Below are 18,780 nucleotides of genomic sequence, written 5' to 3' on the forward strand. Positions count from 1 at the left end.
CAGGCTAAGGTAAAATTTGTGAGTTCTCTTAGTTGAGAAATTCGAATTTTCGGCGAATGTCGTCTTCACAGTATAACCAGATTGCTTGGGGTTATATGGTCAAGTGAAGAAGCGCATACGGTGGATGCCTTGGCAGTCAGAGGCGATGAAAGACGTGGTAGCCTGCGAAAAGCTTCGGGGAGTCGGCAAACAGACTGTGATCCGGAGATGTCTGAATGGGGGAACCCAGCCATCATAAGATGGTTATCTTGTACTGAATACATAGGTGCAAGAGGCGAACCAGGGGAACTGAAACATCTAAGTACCCTGAGGAAAAGAAATCAACCGAGATTCCCTTAGTAGTGGCGAGCGAACGGGGACTAGCCCTTAAGCTTCTTTGATTTTAGCGGAACGCTCTGGAAAGTGCGGCCATAGTGGGTGATAGCCCTGTACGCGAAAGGATCTTAGAAGTGAAATCGAGTAGGACGGAGCACGAGAAACTTTGTCTGAATATGGGGGGACCATCCTCCAAGGCTAAATACTACTGACTGACCGATAGTGAACTAGTACCGTGAGGGAAAGGCGAAAAGAACCCCGGAGAGGGGAGTGAAATAGATCCTGAAACCGTATGCGTACAAGCAGTGGGAGCCCACTTTGTTGGGTGACTGCGTACCTTTTGTATAATGGGTCAGCGACTTATTTTCAGTGGCGAGCTTAACCGAATAGGGGAGGCGTAGCGAAAGCGAGTCTTAATAGGGCGTCTAGTCGCTGGGAATAGACCCGAAACCGGGCGATCTATCCATGGGCAGGTTGAAGGTTAGGTAACACTGACTGGAGGACCGAACCGACTACCGTTGAAAAGTTAGCGGATGACCTGTGGATCGGAGTGAAAGGCTAATCAAGCTCGGAGATAGCTGGTTCTCCTCGAAAGCTATTTAGGTAGCGCCTCATGTATCACTGTAGGGGGTAGAGCACTGTTTCGGCTAGGGGGTCATCCCGACTTACCAAACCGATGCAAACTCCGAATACCTACAAGTGCCGAGCATGGGAGACACACGGCGGGTGCTAACGTCCGTCGTGAAAAGGGAAACAACCCAGACCGTCAGCTAAGGTCCCAAAGTTATGGTTAAGTGGGAAACGATGTGGGAAGGCTTAGACAGCTAGGAGGTTGGCTTAGAAGCAGCCACCCTTTAAAGAAAGCGTAATAGCTCACTAGTCGAGTCGGCCTGCGCGGAAGATGTAACGGGGCTCAAACCATACACCGAAGCTACGGGTATCACGTAAGTGATGCGGTAGAGGAGCGTTCTGTAAGCCTGTGAAGGTGAGTTGAGAAGCTTGCTGGAGGTATCAGAAGTGCGAATGCTGACATGAGTAACGACAATGGGTGTGAAAAACACCCACGCCGAAAGACCAAGGTTTCCTGCGCAACGTTAATCGACGCAGGGTTAGTCGGTCCCTAAGGCGAGGCTGAAAAGCGTAGTCGATGGAAAACAGGTTAATATTCCTGTACTTCTGGTTATTGCGATGGAGGGACGGAGAAGGCTAGGCCAGCTTGGCGTTGGTTGTCCAAGTTTAAGGTGGTAGGCTGAGATCTTAGGTAAATCCGGGATCTTAAGGCCGAGAGCTGATGACGAGTTACCCTTTGGGTGACGAAGTGGTTGATGCCATGCTTCCAAGAAAAGCTTCTAAGCTTCAGGTAACCAGGAACCGTACCCCAAACCGACACAGGTGGTTGGGTAGAGAATACCAAGGCGCTTGAGAGAACTCGGGTGAAGGAACTAGGCAAAATGGCACCGTAACTTCGGGAGAAGGTGCGCCGGTGAGGGTGAAGCACTTGCTGCGTAAGCCCACGCCGGTCGAAGATACCAGGCCGCTGCGACTGTTTATTAAAAACACAGCACTCTGCAAACACGAAAGTGGACGTATAGGGTGTGACGCCTGCCCGGTGCCGGAAGGTTAATTGATGGGGTTAGCTAACGCGAAGCTCTTGATCGAAGCCCCGGTAAACGGCGGCCGTAACTATAACGGTCCTAAGGTAGCGAAATTCCTTGTCGGGTAAGTTCCGACCTGCACGAATGGCGTAACGATGGCGGCGCTGTCTCCACCCGAGACTCAGTGAAATTGAAATCGCTGTGAAGATGCAGTGTATCCGCGGCTAGACGGAAAGACCCCGTGAACCTTTACTATAGCTTTGCACTGGACTTTGAATTTGCTTGTGTAGGATAGGTGGGAGGCTTTGAAGCGTGGACGCCAGTCTGCGTGGAGCCATCCTTGAAATACCACCCTGGCAACTTTGAGGTTCTAACTCAGGTCCGTTATCCGGATCGAGGACAGTGTATGGTGGGTAGTTTGACTGGGGCGGTCTCCTCCTAAAGAGTAACGGAGGAGTACGAAGGTGCGCTCAGACCGGTCGGAAATCGGTCGTAGAGTATAAAGGCAAAAGCGCGCTTGACTGCGAGACAGACACGTCGAGCAGGTACGAAAGTAGGTCTTAGTGATCCGGTGGTTCTGTATGGAAGGGCCATCGCTCAACGGATAAAAGGTACTCCGGGGATAACAGGCTGATACCGCCCAAGAGTTCATATCGACGGCGGTGTTTGGCACCTCGATGTCGGCTCATCACATCCTGGGGCTGAAGCCGGTCCCAAGGGTATGGCTGTTCGCCATTTAAAGTGGTACGCGAGCTGGGTTTAGAACGTCGTGAGACAGTTCGGTCCCTATCTGCCGTGGACGTTTGAGATTTGAGAGGGGCTGCTCCTAGTACGAGAGGACCGGAGTGGACGAACCTCTGGTGTTCCGGTTGTCACGCCAGTGGCATTGCCGGGTAGCTATGTTCGGAAAAGATAACCGCTGAAAGCATCTAAGCGGGAAACTTGCCTCAAGATGAGATCTCACTGGGACCTTGAGTCCCCTGAAGGGCCGTCGAAGACTACGACGTTGATAGGCAGGGTGTGTAAGCGCTGTGAGGCGTTGAGCTAACCTGTACTAATTGCCCGTGAGGCTTGACCATATAACACCCAAGCAATCTGTAGACTCGAAAGAGGCCAGATTGCGGTGTGTGAAGACGAAATGAACCGAAAGTTCGAGTCAAAACCCACAAACTATCGCATACCCATTCGCTGGAACGTGACCGCAAGGCACGCGCTGGCTACCGAATTTCTTGACGACCATAGAGCATTGGAACCACCTGATCCCATCCCGAACTCAGAAGTGAAACGATGCATCGCCGATGGTAGTGTGGGGTTTCCCCATGTGAGAGTAGGTCATCGTCAAGATTAAATTCCGAAACCCCTATCTGCTGACGCAGGTAGGGGTTTTGTTTTTATCTGTAATAAAACCGGCCGAAGCTCGTGGTAAATTTGCGCAGTTATTTTCGAGCTGGAGCACTAGAATAGCCCCACCTTAGTTGAGCCAGAGCGCTATATGCCCGATCCGTCAGACATCGATAGGTTGTCAGATCTACCCTTGGACGGTCTGGTGGCGTGTCATGAATGCGACTTGTTGATGCGCAAGCCAGAGCTGGCCCACGGCGAAAAAGCCGAATGCCCCCGCTGTGGATACGAACTTTATGCACACCGACATAACGTGGTCGAACGTAGCCTCGCCCTGGTAGTTGCCGCTTTGCTGTTGTTTGTGCCGGCGAACTTTTTACCCATCATGCAGCTCAATCTGCTCGGACAGTCGTCCCAGGACACCGTCTGGAGTGGCGTGGTCGGGCTGTTCAATACCGGCATGCACGGTGTATCGGTGGTGGTGTTCCTGTGCAGCATGGCGATTCCGCTGCTCAAGTTGCTCTGTCAGCTGATTGTGCTGCTGGCCATTCGCTGGAACGTCGGGCGAAGTTACGGATTGTTGTTGTACCGCACTTACCATCACTTAAGGGATTGGGGGATGCTCGAGGTCTATTTCATGGGCGTGCTGGTTGCCATCGTCAAACTTGCCGACATGGCGGCTATTACCGTGGGCCTGGGCCTGGTGTGTTTTGTCAGCTTGTTGCTGGTTCAGGTCTGGCTGGAAGTGGTGATGTCACCGCATCAGATCTGGCAGGCGCTGTCAGGAGAGGATTCTCATGCGGGCGATTGATGCGGGCATTCTGATCTGCGTCGAATGTCACGAGTTGAATCGACAGGATGCAGACACTGACAAACAGACCTGCTCCCGTTGTGGCGCACGCATTCACCCCCGTCGTCCGAACAGCCTCATGCGGACCTGGGCATTATTGATCACGGCCGCGATTCTCTATATCCCGGCCAACATGCTGCCGATCATGACCATCAATTCGCTGGGCCAGGGATCGCCCAGCACCATAATGGCCGGTGTCATCGAGCTGGTTCAGCACGGCATGATCCCTATTGCCACGGTGGTGTTTGTTGCCAGTATTGTCGTGCCCACTTTCAAGCTGGTGGGGCTCGCCTTGTTGCTGTTTTCGGTGCAACGGCACCAGCCCATGTCCGCGCGTCAGCGCATCCTCATGTATCGCTTCATTGAGTTCATCGGCCGCTGGTCGATGCTGGACATTTTCGTAATCGCAATCCTGGTGGCGGTGGTCAATTTCGGGCGGCTTGCCAGTGTTGAAGCCGGTCTCGGTGCCATCGCCTTTGCCAGCGTAGTGATTTTGACAATGATTGCCGCAGTTACCTTCGATCCCCGACTGATTTGGGATAACACGGAGTCGGATGACGACCATGACTGATTTGCCTACTGCTAAAACCCGACCGGCTTCGAACTGGTCCGCCATCTGGGTCTTGCCGTTGATTGCCTTGATCATCGGCGGTTGGCTCGGCTGGCGGGCTTATAACGAGACCGGTATCGAGATCAGCGTACGTTTTGAAAGCGGTGAGGGCATCCAGGTCAACAAGACCGAGATCGTCTACAAAGGCATGACGGTGGGCAAGGTAAAGGACCTTACGCTTGATGATGAGGGCAGCTCGAAGGGCGTTATCGCGACCATCGAAATGAACAAGGACGTCGAGCAATACCTCAAGACCGGCACACGTTTCTGGCTGGTCAAGCCGAGTGTGAGCCTGGCCGGGATCACCGGCCTGGAGACGCTGGTATCAGGCAATTACGTGGCCATAAGCCCGGGGGAAGGCGAGTCGACACGCAAGTTCAAGGCCTTGGCCGAGGAGCCGCCGCTGTCGGACGCCAAGCCAGGTTTGCACCTGACGATCAAGGCTGAGCGCCTGGGTTCGCTGGACCGTGGCAGCCCGGTTTTCTACAAACAGATTCAAGTTGGCCAGGTGAAAAGTTATTCCCTGTCCGAAGATCAGCGCACAGTCGAGGTCAAGGTCTTCATCGAGCCGACCTACGCGAGTCTGGTTCGTAAACACACACGATTCTGGAACGCCAGCGGCATCAGCATCGATGCCAACCTGTCGGGCGTCAAAGTACGCAGTGAATCACTGGCCAGTATCGTGGCCGGCGGTATCGCGTTCGCCACGCCGGAGAACCGCAAAGACAGCCCGCCCACGGACCCAAGCCTGCCGTTTCGTCTGTACGAAGACTTCGATGCGGCCGCCGCCGGGATCCGGGTAAAGGTCAAGCTCAGCGATTTCGAAGGGTTACAGGCTGGGCGCACGCCGGTCATGTACAAAGGCATCCAGGTCGGCAGCCTGAAGACGTTGAAGGTCGACCCCGACCTGTCCAGCGCCAGTGCCGAGCTGACCCTTGATCCTTTGGCCGAGGACTACCTGGTGACCGGCACTCAGTTCTGGGTCGTCAAGCCATCGATTTCCCTCGCGGGTATCACCGGCCTCGAAGCGCTGGTCAAGGGTAACTACATCGCCGTGCGCCCGGGCGACAAGGGCGCGGCGCCGCAGCGCGAATTCGAAGCCAGGGCGAAGGCTCCGCCATTGGACCTGCGTTCCCCTGGCCTGCACCTGGTGCTGCTGACTGAGAATCTGGGATCGCTGGAAGTTGGCAGTCCGATTCTCTACAAGCAGGTCAAGGTCGGCTCGGTGCAGAGCTACCAATTCTCCCGCAAGAAAAAACAGTTGATCATCGGTGTGCACATCGAGAAGGAATACGAAGGGCTGGTGAACGGTTCGACGCGATTCTGGAACGCCAGCGGCGTCACCCTCACGGGCGGTCTGACTGGCGGGATACAGGTCAAGAGTGAGTCCCTGCAGAGCCTGATGGCCGGCGGGATCGCCTTCGAGACGCCGGAGCCGAATGTACCGTTGAAAAGACGCATCCCTCGGTTCCGCCTGCATGAAGACCGCGAAGCGGCACAGCAGAACGGCACGGTCGTGACGATCAAGGTCGATCGCGCCGACGGCTTGCGCAGCGGCACGCCGATCCGTTTCAAGGGGCTGGACGTGGGCAAGATCGAGAACGTCGATCTCAGCGCCGACATGCAGTCGGTGCTGGTCACCGCGCGTATCACCGAGGTGCCGGAGCGTATCGCCCGCGTCGGGACCCAGTTTTGGGTGGTCAAGCCAGAGCTGGGGTTGATGAAGACGTCGAACCTGGAAACCCTGGTGACCGGTCAATACATTGAAGTGCAGCCCGCTGAAAAGCCCGGGTCCACAGAAAAGCTTCGTTGCGTTGGCCGAACCACCGGAAAGCGCGGTTCCGGAGGCTGGGTTGAGCCTGGGTATTGAGTGCGGCGCGCCGTGGTTCGTTGAAGATTGGCGTGCCGGTGACCTATCGCGAGGTGACGGTGGGCAAAGTCACGGGATATGAATTGGGGCAGACGGCGGACCGGGTGCTGATCCATATCCTGATCGAGCCCAAGTACGCGCCGTTGGTGCGCAGTGGTTCGCGCTTCTGGAACAGCAGCGGTTTTGGCCTGGACTTCGGCCTGTTCAAGGGCGCGACGGTGCGGACCGAGTCGTTGGAGACACTGATTCAGGGCGGTATCGCTTTTGCGACACCGGACGGCGAGCGGATGGGCAATCCAGCGCGACCGCAGCAGACGTTCCCGCTGTTCGATAAGTTCGAAGATGAATGGCTGACCTGGGCGCCGAAGATCACGCTCGGCAAGTAATTCAAGGAGTCTGCCCTGACGCAATCGTCGGAACGCCGCCCGGAGCAAGCTCGCTCCCGCAGGGATGCCGGATCGTTCATCCGAATGCATTCCAATGTGGGAGCGAGCTTGCTCGCGATGAGGCCATCAGTTGCACTGAAAGCCTGAAATTAGCGCAATGAAAAAAGGCCGCGATCCAATGGATCGCGGCCTTTTTCATACGGCTGTCTACCTCAGACCGGATCCAGCTCCGGCTCATCGGCCTGGACGTTCACCGTGGCTTTCACCGCATCGTGACGACGGATGTATTTCCAGTCCGCCTCGTCGATGTAGATGCCGTTCGGGCCGCTGCCGCCTTCCAGGTCGATGGCGACACTGGCGCAGACCTGCGGCTTCACACTGGCGAGGATCGGCACGAAGCCCAGTTGCAAGCTGGTTTCCAGCAGCGCTGCCTGGTTCTTTTCGTCGATGTCCGCCGCTTCGTCCAGGTAATACGGCAGGCGCACGCGGCCAGCCTGTTCGCGGTCCATCAGGTGCAACAACAAGTACATGTTGGTCAGCGCCTTGATGGTCATGGTGGTGCCGTTGGACGCTGCGCCGTCGATGTCGGTGTGGATCACCGGCTGGTCGTTGACCTTGGTGATCTCGAACGCCAGTTCGAACAGGTCCTTGAGGCCGAGCTGGTTGTGGTTTGCCGCCACCAGCCGCGCCAGGTATTCCTTGGCTTCTTCGTTCTTGTTGTCCTGCTCGGCGCTCTGGCTCAGGTCGAACACCGACAGCGTCTCGCCTTCCTCGTACTGGCCGGCGCTGTGGATGATCTGGTCGATGTGCTTGAGCGCTTCCTTGTTCGGCGCCAGGACGATGCGGAAGCTTTGCAGGTTGGACACCTGGCGCTTGTTGATCTCGCGGTTGAACAGCGCCAACTGGTGTTCGAGGCTGTCGTAGTCGCTGCGGATGTTGCGCAGGGTCCGGGCGATGTCGGTCACGGCCGCACGACGCGCCTTGCCCAGGGTCAGGGCTTCGTCGGTGCGGTGGGCATAGGCGTTGATCAGCAGTTGCAGACGGCGCTCCATGTCGTCTTCGCTGTCGAACTTGGCCACGCCCTTGAGGCGCACCTGGGCGTACAGCGCTTCGATCTGGCCATCGACCCGCAACAGGCCCTGCCAACTGTCCTGATAATCGTTGAGCAGCGGTAACAGGTTGTCCATGGAGTCGTCGACCGGGTCCATGAACGGCGTGCCGAATGGCAGGTCCGCCGGCAGCAACTGACGACGGCGCAGGGCATCGTCGAGGGTACGCTGCTTGGCTTCCATGTCGGCGATCTGCCGGCCCACCAGTTGCAACTTGGCGGACAGCTGCTGGACGCGCTCGGTGAACGCATCGCTGGAGCGTTTGAGTTCGTCCTGGGCGGCTTCCATCTGCGCCAGTTGCTCGAGTTTCTCGCCTTCCTCGGCGCTCAAGGTCTGGCTGCGGCGGAAGTCCTCCAGGGCTTTCTGTGCATCTAGGACCTGCTGGTACAGCGCTTCGGTCTGGGTCTTGCTCGCGGCACGGTCGGCGGCCACGGCTTGTTGGGTCTTGAGCTGCTTGAGCTCTTTTTCCAGACGCTCTTTCTGGTCGCGCAGCGCGGCGCGGTCGGCAAGAGCTTGCAAGGCCGGCGGTTCGATGTGGGACAGGTCGATGGACAGGCCGGGCACTTCGAAGCGCTCGCCCTTGAATCCGTCGAGAATCAGGCCCATGGATTTGACCCACTCGCCATTCTCGTCCAGCGCGATGCCGTGTTCGCCCAGCGGCAGGCTGAACAAAGCGCTGTTGAACAGGCGCATCAGGCGCTCGACGTCCTGCTGGGAGAACTCTTCGCGCAGGCGCGCGTAGCTGTTGTTGTCGGCGTGATCGAGTTGCTGCTTGACCGACTTCAGGCGTTTTTCCAGATCCCGCAGGCGCTCTTCCAGGTCTTCGGCGCTGAACTGCCGGGACTGAGCCAGGGCGCCGGCCAGTTCGTCGTGGGCGTCCTTGGCGGCGAGCAGTTGCTGCTCCAGGACCTTGACGTCGTCCACCAGGGCAAAGCGATGCTTGAGCACCGACAGTTCGCCGAGCCAGCGCTGGATGCCGCTGATTTCACGCTCCAGGCGCATCAGCTCCTGGGTGCCGCCGCGCTGGTCGTTCTGCAGCGAATCCTGCTCGTTGCGGTAATGCTCGGCCTGGATGGTCAGCTCTTCCTTGCGCGCACTGGCATAGTCCGACCAGGTGCCCAGCAGCGAGTCGAGCAATGGTGACAGGCGATGCAGTTTGCCGCGCAGGATATCGCGCTGCTGCACGCCGTTGGCCAAGGCTTCCACCAACGGGCCGGCCGCCACCAGGGAGTTGTAGTCCTGTTCCATGCGTCGCACGTCGCGGAAGGCTTCTTCGCACGCGGCTATGTAGTCCACGCTGCCGGAGCGCAGGCTGTGCTCGAAGGCATCGAGGAACAGTTGCTTGAGCTTGGCGGCGGTGATTTCGCGCATGTGCAGCAGGTTGATGAACAGCGCGCGGAAGGTCTTGAGGCTTTGCTCGCTGGTGGAGCGCAGCGGGATCAGCGTCAGGTCCAGGGGAATCGAGGTGTGTCCGCCGACCAGCAGACGGCGCAGTTCATCCGGCTTGAGTTCGTAGGCTTTCAGGCCTTCGCGCTCCAGGTTGGTGAACAGCTCTTTCTGGCGCAGGCAAGTGTCATCTTTCTGATAGTGGGCCAGGTCCAGTTTGCCGGCGTAGGCAAAGAACTGATGGCCGAAACCGCCGCCAGGGCCGCGACCGACCACGCCAATCACGTGCGGGCCGTGGGGCAGGGCAACTTCCACGAGGATGTAGCTGGTGTCCGAGGCGAAGTAGAAACGCCGGGATTGCTCCAGGCTGTACTTGCCAAAGCTCATGTCCGACATGCGCGCCAGGATCGGGAACTGCAGGGCGTTGATCGAGGCGGATTTACCCAGGTTGTTCGCGCCGTAAACCGACAGCGGCTCTTCCAGCGGGAACAGGCCGAGGCTGTAGCCGGCGGTGTTCAAAAGGGCAAAGCGGCGGATGCCGTAGCGTTCCTTGCTCATGCGTCGGTCTCCTGTTCTTCGGCAATGGCGCGGGCCAGTGCGTCTTCTTCGCTTTCACCGTCGAACTCGCTGAGGTCCAGCGGGTCGTCGGTCTGCAGCAGTTTTTCGTCGCTGTCGTCGTCGATCAGTACCGGCGCTGGCAGCGGCAACACGCTGTGCAGGCTGGCGGCCAGGTCGCGGTCCTGCTGGACCGACAGGCAGACGTCGAGGAAGCGGTGCATCGGCGGCAGGAAGCGGTACACGCCGTTCTCTTCGCTGGCGAAACCCAGTTGGGTCATGCGGCGCATGATTTTTTCTTCCAGCTCCTCCTGGGTCTGTACTTCGGCCTGGATGAACAGGTCGCGGTATTTTTCCAGCAACGACGGCAACTCATCGCGGCCGAGGCTGCCACCGTCGAGCACGGCGATCGGGTCGCGGCCCTGGTCGGCCAGGTGTTCGACCAGGATGAAGGTGAACAGGGCCAGGCGCTGGGCGGTCTTGTTCACCGCGGCGGCGGCCAGGTCGGGCACGAAGTAATAGAAGCCGCGGGTATCGCACACCAGTTCGAAGCCCAGGGCCTTGAACAGCGTGCGGTACTGGTCCTGGAAGTTCGACAGTTGCGCGTACAGCTCCGGGTCGCGGCGGCTGACGTGGTAACCCTTGAACAGCTCGCGAAAGATCGGCGCCAGCTGGGACAGTTCGGATAGATCAAGATGCATGGGGGATGCTCGCAGAATCCTCGGCGGCGGTATCGCCGGCCGAGAGCAGGGCGAAGGAGCGCAGGCTGACCTGATGCTCGTGGGTGTGGTAATCGCGGCGTTCCAGACGCTCGCGCTTGAAACGTTTTTCCCGCGACAGGCGCGAGAACCAGTACAGCAATTCGTCGGTGGCGCCGTCCGGTTCCTGCTCCAGCAGCCAGCTCATCAGGTCCGGCATCGGCAGGGCGTCTTCGCAACGCTCGACCATCTCGCGTACGGTGCGCGGCGCCCGTGGTGCCTCGCCGCCCTTGTGGGTCTTGTGGGACTTGGGAAAGCGCGCCGGTTTCGGCTCGAAACGGGCCAGGGCATAGACATAGGCTTCGACCTGGCTGGCACTGCCCAAAAACGTACTTTGCGGCCGGGTGAACAGCGGCATGGCGGCTTGCGGCACGGCGTCGATGCCCTTGCGGCGAATGGCCGCCAGGGCCAGGGCGGCGCCTCGGGTCACGGCGTTATGCCGGCGGGCTTCTTCACGCAGCGGCAGGAGCAGTTCCCGGGCGTGGCGCAGGGTCAGCTGGGCGCTGGTCTGCATTTCGAGGATGCGTGCATGGGTACGCAGCAGCATGTCGTCGTCGACGAGGTGGCCGAGGCGCTGTTGTTCGGTGAGCATGCGCAACAGCACGTTCTCGACCTTGCGCACGCCTTGCTCGAAGGCGCCGTCGGCGTTCACCAGCTGGATCATCGGTTCGACGTATTCGTCCCAGGTCGCCAGTACTTCGGCGTAGCGCTGGCGCAGCGGAATCTGTCGGTCGCTGGTCTTGGCCCGTTCGGCCACGGCCACCAGTGCCTGCTCATCGTTGGCGAGCTTCTTCAGGACGTCGCGCACGCGCATGTCCAGCAAGCGCAACTGGCGGGCCAGGTCGTTGCCGTCGCGCACCTCGAAAGCGTCCTGGATGTAACCGGCCAGGCGCTCGAGGTGGCGCAGGTAGGCTTCGATTTCCAGGCACAGGCCCAGGCGGTGTTCGCGGCGCAGGTAGGCGAGGAAGTCGTGGATCTGGGCGTTGAGCTCGAAACGGTTGGGGCTTTTCGCCACCGGCACGAGGATGTCCAGGCGGATCCACACGTCCAGCAGGTGGGTAATGTCCTGGGGCGTGCTGTCCAGTTGTTGGGCGGCCAGTTGTGAACGCAGTTCGTTGAGGCTCAGGGTGCCCTGGTCGAAGTGCTCGCACAAAGGTTCCAGCAATGCCCAGTGTTCAGCGAGGGCGCGCAAGACGCGCTTGGGTTCGATCATCGCAATGGCCGTCGGGTTGGCAATTAAAAGCGGCGATTGTACTGCATCGGGCCGGTTGCTATTCACCCCCGAGACGGACTGTCGTCGCGTATCGCTCAACTATCGGCTCAACAGGGAAGCGATCCGCGCCGAAGGGCGGTAGAATCCTCCCCACTTTCAGTTATCCACAAGTGGCCGACCCTTGCTTATCGAGTCCCGCCGCCGCGCCTATCTGACCGCCATGCAGGTGGTCAACTGGCTGCCGCGTACCGAATTGCCATTTGCCGCCCCGTCGCGGCCCGAGCTGCTGGAAGCGCCTGAGCCGATGGAGGTCGCGCCGCCCCAGGCCGCGCCCGTGTCCAAGACCGTTGCCGAACCGTTGGCGCCCGTTGTCGAACGGCCGAAAGTCGAAGTCCCGCGTCCGAGCCTGGCCTCGACCCGGACTAATGCCAAACCGGTGGAAGAGGTCGACGAAGCGCCGCCCCCGGTGAAGGTCGCACAGGTGCCGCCGCCACGTTTCGCCCTGCAATTGCTTCGAGCCGGGCGCTGCCTGCTGCTGGTGGAGTTACCCACCGGCGAACCCTTCCAGAGCCGCGATCCAGCCTACTTGCTGCTCAAGGACATGCTGCGTGCCGCCGGCCTGCCGGACAGCCCGCAAATCATCGGCGAGCCGGTGCGCTGGCCATTGTTGTCGCGCGGCACGATGGACCAGGGGCCGGAGGCGGCGCGGGATTTTGTCCAGGGATTTGTTTCGGCGCGTCTGGAAGACGAACCGTGCGTGTGTCTGTGGCTGATCGGCCTGCCGGCAGTGAGGTTCGCCGGCGAGGCGGATGCCGAAGCGTTCAACCGTGAGTTGCAGGTCGAAGGCCTGGGCTCGGCCTGGGCATTGCCGGGACTGGAATCGTTAATGGAAACGCCACGGCACAAGGCTGATGTCTGGCAAGCCATGCGCCGGCTGATGGCGCGCTGGAAAGAATCGAATGAGTGATGCTGTATCGTTCCGCCCGATGACCGAGGCGGACCTCGACGCTGTACTGAAGATCGAATACGCGGCCTACAGCCATCCCTGGACCCGCGGGATATTTCTCGACGGGCTGGGCAAATACCAGATCTGGCTGATGTTCGAAGGCCAGCAGCAAGTCGGCCATGGCGTGGTGCAGATCATCCTCGATGAAGCGCACCTGCTCAATATCACCGTCAAGCCGGAAAACCAGGGACGCGGCCTGGGTTTGCGGCTCCTGGAACACTTGATGTCGATTGCCTACAAGGCCGAGGCACGCGAATGTTTCCTGGAAGTGCGCGACAGCAATCGCACGGCGTTCCGGCTGTATGAGCGTTACGGTTTCAACGAGATTGGCCGGCGGCGGGATTACTACCCAGCGGTGGGCGGGCGTGAGGATGCGGTGGTCATGGCCTGTACCTTGGTGGACTGAATCAAGGGCATTGATGTTGACTGAGCCACCGCTTTCGCGAGCAGGCTCGCTCCCACAGGGGGCTGGCGGCGTACATCAAATCCTAGGCCAGCCACAGAACCCATGTAGGAGCGAGCCTGCTCGCGAAGACGGCGGTACATTCAGCATTGATGCAAGCTGAATCACCGCTTTCGCGAGCAGGCTCGCTCCTACAGGGGGCTGGCGGCGTACATCAAATCCTAGGCCAGCCACAGAACCCATGTGGGAGCGAGCCTGCTCGCGAAGACGGCGGTACATTCAGCATTGATGCAAGCTGAATCACCGCTTTCGCGAGCAGGCTCGCTCCCACAAGGGACTGGCGAGGTTGCTCAGCGCTTGCCATCCAACGGGTCGATATCGGCCATTTCCGCTTCGTCCAGGCCGTCGCCGCCGCCGATGTCATTTTCATTCACGACGCTCAGGTCCCAATCGGCCTGTTCACCTTCGCCAGCCTCCAGGGCGTCCCTGGCGCCATCATCACGGATCAGGGTCTCGGGGCTCAGGTCATCTTCGGTCGGCTGGCGGTCATCCATGGACGCCCCCGTCATGCCTGCTTCACGGACACGTTCGTCCGGTAGCAGTTGCTCGCGCTCGTCTTCGGGCAGCTCGTCGCCGATCCTGGCCTCGTATTCATCGTCATCGAATTCCAGCTCACGCATCGAGCCCATGCGGTCTTCGTTGTCGTCGATGGGTTCCGGTTGCACCGCATCGTAGGGACGTCGTGAATCATTCATGGCAATTCCTCATACTGTGGGCCTTACTATGAGTCGACCGGCTGCGGTGCCAGGAATTCCAACGCGCTGCCGACGTGACCTCGACCGGCGGTCGTCTGTCACAGTTGCGCACTCTCTATCGAGGCTGGACAGCATGAATGAATTACAAGATCTGATTGATAACAACGCGCGCTGGGCCGATGCGATCAAGCAGGAGGATCCTGACTTCTTCGCCAAGCTGGCTCGTCAGCAAACCCCCGAATACCTGTGGATCGGCTGCTCCGACGCGCGAGTGCCGGCCAACGAAATCGTCGGCATGTTGCCAGGTGATCTGTTTGTGCACCGTAACGTGGCCAACGTGGTGTTGCACACCGACCTGAACTGCCTTTCGGTGATCCAGTACGCGGTGGACGTGCTCAAGGTCAAGCACATCCTGGTCACCGGCCATTACGGCTGCGGCGGCGTGCGCGCCTCGATGCAGGACCGCCAGCTCGGCCTGATCGACGGCTGGCTGCGCTCGATTCGCGACTTGTACTACGAGCACCGCGAAGCGTTGGCCAAATTGCCGACCGAAGAGGAACGGGTGGACCGCCTGTGTGAACTCAACGTGATCCAGCAGGTGGCGAACGTCGGTCATACCAGCATCGTCCAGAATGCCTGGCACCGCGGGCAGAAACTGTCCATTCATGGTTGCATCTATGGGATCAAGGACGGGCGCTGGAAAAGCCTGGACACCACGATCAGCGGTTTCGAGCAGTTGCCACCGCAGTATCGCTTGCGTCCTGTAGACGCGCCCTGAGCGTAGACGTCAGTGATCAGCATCGTCGCTGATTGACGGCAGCGGCGCTTTCCCGCGTCAGCCAAGGCTCACGCGGGAAAGCTCCGTCAGGTTCAGACTGATTCAGCTGGCAGCGGCATCGGCACCTTCAATTGCTGAAGTTGCGACTTGATCGCCGGCGCCGCGCATTTTGTCGCCGCTTCGGCCGGCGTCAGTTTGCGAATCGAGGTATAGAACAACTCGCAGGTCTTCTCCTTCTGGGTAACCTGCCAGGTCTGCGTGCATTGGTTCAGTTGCTGGGTCGGATCGGTATCGGGCTTGCTGCCCATTCCGGCTTGCCAGCACGCGGCGCTCAGGTCCTGTCCCATGACTTTCAAGCCCGCGGCATCTGCCTTGGCCTGGTCGCCGTCATAGCTTTCAGGGTCGGCGGCGTACCAGATATAGCTGGGGTGATTGGAGCCCAGTACCGGAACCTTGACGCCTTCCGTCGGGGTGATGGTCGCCAGGCCGAGCACATTCACGGTCGGGCCGTATTGGGTCTTGATCCAGTTCCGCACCGGAGCACCGAAAGCCACCATCGGCAGTGCATTGCCGCTGGCGTTCTGGCTGACCTGCTTGACCATGGTGGTCTGGTAGTCATTGAAATAATCGTAGACACCTTCCAGCGCCTGGCCGGCGTTGGACGGGGCCGCGATCGGCGCGATGTCGATGATCGTCTGGTAGGCCGGCGTCTGGTCGGCGGCGATGCCATTGGCGGTCAGCAGCGTGGCCCAGCGGTCGGTAGTGGCCGACTCGAGGTAATCCTGGGCCTGGGTCAGCGAGTAATCCGGCGGGAAGTGCAGCAACTCTACGCTCTTGCGGTTTTCCAGGGCCATGCCCAGGGGCAGGAACAGGTACCAGTTGTAGGCCCACTTTTTGTCATTGTTGAGTTTCGTCGCGCCGTTGTACGCCAGGTCTCCGGCGTTGAGCAGCGCGGCCAGCGGTTGGCCGTAACTTTTCGGCACTCCGCTGATGTTCGCGTAGACGATGTCGTTATCGCGCTTGACGCTGACCTTGGCCGCGCCGTAGCCGTCGCGCTGTACGCTTTGGGTCAGGTAATGCTCGACGGTCTGCTCCAGCGTCCAGTTGCGAAAACAGATGACGTTGCAGTTGTTGGGGTAGGCGAAGAGACGGGTGACACGTTCGGTACTGCCCAGTTGTACGTCAATGTCGGCGGCATGGGCGGCGGCACTGAAGGCCAGGGCGGCGACAGAAAATACGGCGAGTTTGGACATGCTCAGATCCTTTTCAGCGTGTGGGCCCCTTCGAACAGGGTGTATCCATACTGAAACAGACGGAGCCGAAGAAGAAGTGGGCCGATGTAAATATCGGCCCTTTTTTATGGCTTTATGGCATCACGGGCGGCAAATAGGTCAACGTAGTTCCCAACGCCCACAGCAGTGCCAGCACCAGAGGGGTGTGTACCAGCAGCTGCACAAAGGAAAAACCGATCAAATCCCTGGCCTTCAGCCCCAGGACACCCAGCAGCGGCAGCATGTAGAACGGATTGATCAGGTTCGGCAGCGCCTCGGCGGCGTTATAGATCTGCACCGCCCAGCCCAGGTGATAGTTCAGGTCATTGGCCACCTGCATGACGTAGGGCGCTTCGATGATCCACTTGCCCCCGCCCGAGGGAATGAAGAAGCCCAGCACCGCGGAATAGACACCCATCAACAAGGCGTAGGTGTCATGCGACGCGATCTGTACGAAAAAGGTCGAGATATGGTGGGCCAGCGTCTGCGCGTCGCTGCCCTTGACCGTGGTCAGCAGCGCGGCGATCGAACCGTACAGCGGAAACTGGATCAACACCCCGGTGGTGGTCGGCACCGCGCGGGCCACGGCGTCGAGAAAGCTGCGCGGGCGCCAGTGCAGCAATGCGCCGAGCATGATGAACAGGAAGTTGTAGGTGTTCAGCCCGGAAATGGCACTGATCGCAGGCTTGGTCGAAAACTCGTGGAACAGCCACCCGGCAGCCAGCAGCACCAGGGCGATGGTCAATAGCGGGCTGTGTTCCAGCCATTCTCCCGGACGGGTGCGAGGCTGCAATGCCGGCATGCTGAAGCTCGGGTCGATCCCGCAGGCGGCGGCGTCACGAGCGCTGTTGGGCCCTGGAGCGGTGGCGTAGGCGACGATCAGCGAAATCACGATCAGCGCCAGCAACATCACCCCGGACTGCCAGAGGAAAATCGTCTGGGTGAAAGGAATGACGCCCGTAATGGACAGGATCGACGGCGGCAGGCTGGCCGGGTTGGCCTGCAGTTGCGCCGCCGACGAAGACAATCCCAGCGCCCACACCGCGCCCAGGCCCAGATAGGCGGCGGCACCGGCGGCGCGATAATCCATTTTCAAGTCGCTGCGCCGGGCGAGTGCCCGCACCAGCAGGCCGCCGAACACCAGCGACAGGCCCCAGTTGAGCAGCGACGCGACCATGGAAATCAAGGCCACCCAGGCCACCGCGCTGCGGCCGTTTTTCGGGATCCGTGCCAGGCGATCGATCAGCTTGACGGCGGGCGGCGAACTGGCGACCACGTAACCGCCAATCACCACGAAGGCCATTTGCATGGTGAACGGAATCAGGCTCCAGAAACCATCGCCGAACGCCATCGCCGCTGCCGTGGGCGTAGCGCCGATGAATTGCGTGGCGATTGCAACCACCAGCACCGCCAGCGCGGCGAAGACCCAGGAGTCGGGAAACCAGCGCTCGGCGAAACTGGAGCAGCGCAATGCGAAGCGGGCGGAACGGCTGTCTTCAATGTCAGTGGTCACGGCAATCACCTCGGTTTTTATGGTTATGGGTATCTGGTGCGACGAAGCATCAGCGGTCGGACGCCAACGGTGGAACATTCCAATGACCGTGGAAGCCGGACCGGCGTTCGAGCGCCACTTGATTATTTTTCAGGCCGACCAGCGGCACTCTTCAGAAACAAATCGCCAAGCCGATGGCAAGAGAACACAAAAGATTCTCTGCCTGCCGGAGCATGACCATGTTCAACACCCGCCTCAAGCAGGAGCTTCTGGCTCTTCGCCAAGAACTCTCGAGCATCATGCAAGTCAAGGAAAGCCTGGACCGAGAGATGTTGGCGCTGACCCTCGACGCCGAGGGGCGGGTGCAATCGGTCAATCAGAACTTTCTCGACGAGATGCACTACAAGAGCCAGGACCTGATCGGCCGCGCTGTCGAGGACCTGGTGCCGGCCTACCTGAGATCCAATGAATTCCAGATTCGCTTCAAGACCGCGCTGACCCGCGGTGAGCACTTCTCCGGTGCCGTTCGCCTGGCACGAGGCAACGGCGACGAGGCCTGGCTACGCTCGATCCTCCAGCCGGTACGGGATGCCAACGGGCGAATCCGCTACTTCTCGATGTACTCCAGTGACCTGACCCGCACCATCGAAAATTCCCGCGAGCATGAAAACCTGATCGGCGCCCTGGTCCGTTCGACGGCGGTGATCGAGTTCGACCTGGGCGGCCACGTCCTGACCGCCAATGATCGTTTTCTCAATGCCATGGGCTACAGCCTTGCGCAGATCAAGGGCAAGCACCACCGCACGTTTTGCGAACCCGAGGAGTACAACAGCGCGGCCTACCAGAATTTCTGGAAACGCCTGAACAACGGGGAATTTGTCGCCGGCCGCTTCAAGCGCCTCGACAGCAATGGCCGTGAGGTGTGGCTGGAGGCGTCCTACAACCCGGTACTCGACGCCAACGAACGCCTTTACAAAGTGGTCAAGTTCGCCACCGATATCACCGATCAGGTCAACCAGGAAAAAGCCGTCGCCGAAGCCGCCAGCATCGCCTACAGCACGTCATTGCAGACCGATAACAGCGCCCA

Annotated in this window: 11 protein-coding genes, 2 rRNA genes and 2 pseudogenes; 9 read left to right on the top strand and 6 right to left on the bottom strand. The window is 59.6% G+C overall.

Going from position 1 to position 18,780, the window contains the following annotated elements; translation table 11 throughout:
- Positions 1-97: 97 nt before the first annotated feature.
- The 5 genes and pseudogenes from PSH78_RS04660 to PSH78_RS04680 all read left to right on the top strand — a co-directional run bounded on the left by PSH78_RS04660 (position 98) and on the right by PSH78_RS04680 (position 6,967).
- A 23S ribosomal RNA gene (locus PSH78_RS04660) occupies positions 98-2,989 on the top strand.
- Between the two features lie 149 nt (positions 2,990-3,138).
- Positions 3,139-3,254 (top strand): 5S ribosomal RNA (gene rrf, locus PSH78_RS04665).
- Positions 3,255-3,402: 148 nt separating this feature from the next.
- Positions 3,403-4,062 carry a paraquat-inducible protein A gene (locus PSH78_RS04670; protein WP_305498800.1) on the top strand — a complete coding sequence of 220 codons (660 nt, stop codon included), beginning with the start codon at positions 3,403-3,405 and terminating at the stop codon, positions 4,060-4,062.
- Entirely contained in the window at positions 4,049-4,672 is a 624-nt protein-coding gene (locus PSH78_RS04675; protein WP_305498801.1) for a paraquat-inducible protein A, read from the top strand. The genes PSH78_RS04670 and PSH78_RS04675 overlap by 14 nt, the downstream gene beginning before the upstream one ends.
- A pseudogene (locus tag PSH78_RS04680) lies at positions 4,665-6,967 on the top strand (MlaD family protein). The gene PSH78_RS04675 and the pseudogene PSH78_RS04680 overlap by 8 nt, the downstream one beginning before the upstream one ends.
- A 212-nt stretch (positions 6,968-7,179) precedes the next feature.
- On the opposite strand, the gene mksF reads toward PSH78_RS04680, so the two are convergent.
- From mksF to mksB, 3 genes are read right to left on the bottom strand one after another with little or no spacing between them, the layout of a single operon-like run.
- Positions 7,180-10,020, bottom strand: coding sequence for an Mks condensin complex protein MksF (mksF, locus tag PSH78_RS04685; protein WP_305498803.1), 2,841 nt, complete (start codon positions 10,018-10,020; stop codon positions 7,180-7,182).
- Entirely contained in the window at positions 10,017-10,718 is a 702-nt protein-coding gene (mksE, locus tag PSH78_RS04690) for an Mks condensin complex protein MksE (protein WP_305498804.1), read from the bottom strand. Before mksE ends, mksF begins: the two co-directional genes overlap by 4 nt.
- Positions 10,708-11,988, bottom strand: coding sequence for an Mks condensin complex protein MksB (gene mksB, locus PSH78_RS04695; protein ID WP_305498806.1), 1,281 nt, complete (start codon positions 11,986-11,988; stop codon positions 10,708-10,710). Before mksB ends, mksE begins: the two co-directional genes overlap by 11 nt.
- A 181-nt stretch (positions 11,989-12,169) precedes the next feature.
- Between mksB and PSH78_RS04700 the strand changes: the two genes are divergently transcribed.
- Positions 12,170-12,955 carry an energy transducer TonB gene (locus PSH78_RS04700; RefSeq protein WP_305498808.1) on the top strand — a complete coding sequence of 262 codons (786 nt, stop codon included), beginning with the start codon at positions 12,170-12,172 and terminating at the stop codon, positions 12,953-12,955.
- A complete protein-coding gene (gene rimI, locus PSH78_RS04705; protein WP_003205585.1) occupies positions 12,948-13,400 on the top strand; it encodes a ribosomal protein S18-alanine N-acetyltransferase in 453 nt (150 codons plus the stop codon). Before PSH78_RS04700 ends, rimI begins: the two co-directional genes overlap by 8 nt.
- Before the next feature lie 347 nt (positions 13,401-13,747).
- Here the strand turns inward: rimI and PSH78_RS04710 are convergent, their stop codons facing one another.
- On the bottom strand, positions 13,748-14,152 hold the full coding sequence (locus PSH78_RS04710) for a serine kinase/phosphatase (RefSeq protein ID WP_305498810.1): 405 nt from the start codon (positions 14,150-14,152) through the stop codon (positions 13,748-13,750).
- A gap of 133 nt (positions 14,153-14,285) precedes the next feature.
- Between PSH78_RS04710 and can the strand changes: the two genes are divergently transcribed.
- Positions 14,286-14,930: a carbonate dehydratase gene (gene can, locus PSH78_RS04715; protein ID WP_305498811.1), complete on the top strand. Its 645-nt coding sequence runs from the start codon at positions 14,286-14,288 to the stop codon at positions 14,928-14,930.
- 92 nt (positions 14,931-15,022) lie between these two features.
- Here can and PSH78_RS04720 read toward each other — a convergent pair whose 3' ends face one another.
- Together PSH78_RS04720 and PSH78_RS04725 are read right to left on the bottom strand one after the other, a co-directional pair.
- The gene (locus tag PSH78_RS04720; RefSeq protein ID WP_305498813.1) at positions 15,023-16,183 is read right to left on the bottom strand and encodes a hypothetical protein; all 1,161 of its coding nucleotides are present in this window, start codon (positions 16,181-16,183) and stop codon (positions 15,023-15,025) included.
- 112 nt (positions 16,184-16,295) lie between these two features.
- Complete coding sequence (locus tag PSH78_RS04725) at positions 16,296-17,714, bottom strand: short-chain fatty acid transporter (protein WP_305498815.1); 1,419 nt, start codon at positions 17,712-17,714, stop codon at positions 16,296-16,298.
- Between the two features lie 374 nt (positions 17,715-18,088).
- Between PSH78_RS04725 and PSH78_RS26585 the strand changes: the two are divergent.
- Positions 18,089-18,661 (top strand): annotated as a pseudogene (locus PSH78_RS26585) (PAS domain-containing protein); the annotation flags it as partial.
- Positions 18,662-18,780 lie beyond the last annotated feature (119 nt).

Origin of the sequence: Pseudomonas sp. FP198, assembly GCF_030687895.1 — a bacterium.
Classification (GTDB): domain Bacteria; phylum Pseudomonadota; class Gammaproteobacteria; order Pseudomonadales; family Pseudomonadaceae; genus Aquipseudomonas.

Excerpts from the sequence above, each read along its gene's own strand:
- PSH78_RS04670 (WP_305498800.1), top strand. The coding sequence starts at position 3,403 with ATGCCCGATCCGTCAGACATCGATAGGTTGTCAGATCTACCCTTGGAC.
- PSH78_RS04675 (WP_305498801.1), top strand. The coding sequence starts at position 4,049 with ATGCGGGCGATTGATGCGGGCATTCTGATCTGCGTCGAATGTCACGAG.
- mksF (WP_305498803.1), bottom strand. The coding sequence starts at position 10,020 with ATGAGCAAGGAACGCTACGGCATCCGCCGCTTTGCCCTTTTGAACACC.
- mksE (WP_305498804.1), bottom strand. The coding sequence starts at position 10,718 with ATGCATCTTGATCTATCCGAACTGTCCCAGCTGGCGCCGATCTTTCGC.
- mksB (WP_305498806.1), bottom strand. The coding sequence starts at position 11,988 with ATGATCGAACCCAAGCGCGTCTTGCGCGCCCTCGCTGAACACTGGGCA.
- rimI (WP_003205585.1), top strand. The coding sequence starts at position 12,948 with ATGAGTGATGCTGTATCGTTCCGCCCGATGACCGAGGCGGACCTCGAC.
- PSH78_RS04710 (WP_305498810.1), bottom strand. The coding sequence starts at position 14,152 with ATGAATGATTCACGACGTCCCTACGATGCGGTGCAACCGGAACCCATC.
- can (WP_305498811.1), top strand. The coding sequence starts at position 14,286 with ATGAATGAATTACAAGATCTGATTGATAACAACGCGCGCTGGGCCGAT.
- PSH78_RS04720 (WP_305498813.1), bottom strand. The coding sequence starts at position 16,183 with ATGTCCAAACTCGCCGTATTTTCTGTCGCCGCCCTGGCCTTCAGTGCC.